Genomic DNA, 1305 nt, shown 5'->3' on the forward strand with positions numbered 1-1305 from the left:
GACCATAGATCTTGGTTGAAAATTGACATGATGCGTTGCCTTATCTAGTGTAATTTACTGATCAGATCAACGAAACGATAATAAGTTCAATTTCCATAATATTTGTGTAGAAGAGTCAGCTCTTGAACACAGCTTGAATTGAATCAGGTTTTGGGTTTCTATTTTTATCAAACAAAAATGGTTCTGGTGAGACTTTATATCCTGAACACTCTGTCAAATGTTGAATCATATCTGATATTGCCTCTTGATATTTAGGTATAACTGATGGTTCAAAACCTAAATACCCTTGACAGCAGGTATTCTGAATAGAACGAGGTAACTCTTTAAATTCTAGATTTACATTAATATCTCTTATAAGATTTTTAGTAAGATCCTTAATAAAACCTTCCATATGGGCAACAATTAAAACTGATGTAGAACGACACATTGCGTTAAATAGCTCTAAATTCGAATGTTCACATTCAGTTGCTGACTCAATTAAAACATCAACTTCTTTCCACTGTGTTTCTAACTGTTCTATATATTCCTTTACAAATGTACTCATTATTTTACTAAATCTTTTGCCATATTAATTCGTAGTTGAGTTTTTGAAACATCATTAACACTACCCTGACATGCATCAAAAAAAGCAGGGTCTGTAAATAATGACGTTATATCATCACTTGAAATATCTCTATCAGTTAAGTAACACTTTCTATAAACTGCGACAACAGCATCATAAACAGCTGAATTAAATTTTGACATTCTTTCAGGTATACCTTGCTCATTCACTTTAAATTTTGCGAATGGATTCAATTGTCCTTTGCTTTTAATTAATTTCATAACAGAACTAAATTCATTGCTAAGTTTTTCAATTTCTGCATTATCTAGTTCATTTAATTGCGTCATGCTAATTGTCAAAAACTTTTTAAAACCACCTTTATAATCCATATACGCATCTTGATAAGTCAGTGCAAAATATCTTAACACAAGCTCTTCATCTTCCATTTTCTGAACTCGCTTACCTTCAACTTCTAGATTAGCTAATTCAGTAAATGTCGCATTTTTTGATAGTTTTTTTATTAAGTCTTTAAATGGTCCTCTACAAGTTGCATTTCTCAACTCTTGAGGTTCTAACTTAACTGAGCCAGAGTTTAAACGTTCAAAAATGTCATATTTAACTTGCTGGTCAACTGTAGAATCTAGGGACTGATCAGATCTATATGATCTAAAGTCACAAATACAAGCGAGCTCGCCAGAGCAGGAAGTCCAACTCTGGTGATAAATATCAAAAGCAAATTTGTTTTTAGTGAGCGTTTCCAGAAG

The 1305-nt window shown here is 32.2% G+C and carries 1 protein-coding gene and 1 pseudogene; both read right to left on the reverse strand.

Annotated features, from left to right (window positions below; translation table 11 throughout):
• Positions 1 to 115: 115 nt before the first annotated feature.
• Positions 116 to 544 carry a HEPN domain-containing protein gene (locus JQC92_RS22285; protein ID WP_205001717.1) on the reverse strand — a complete coding sequence of 143 codons (429 nt, stop codon included), beginning with the start codon at positions 542 to 544 and terminating at the stop codon, positions 116 to 118.
• A pseudogene (locus JQC92_RS22290) lies at positions 544 to 1305 on the reverse strand (DUF262 domain-containing protein); the annotation flags it as partial. The pseudogene JQC92_RS22290 and the gene JQC92_RS22285, both read right to left, overlap by 1 nt.

This window comes from Parashewanella hymeniacidonis, assembly GCF_016900895.1.
Lineage (GTDB): Bacteria > Pseudomonadota > Gammaproteobacteria > Enterobacterales > Shewanellaceae > Parashewanella > Parashewanella hymeniacidonis.

Excerpts from the sequence above, each read along its gene's own strand:
- JQC92_RS22285 (WP_205001717.1), bottom strand. The coding sequence starts at position 544 with ATGAGTACATTTGTAAAGGAATATATAGAACAGTTAGAAACACAGTGG.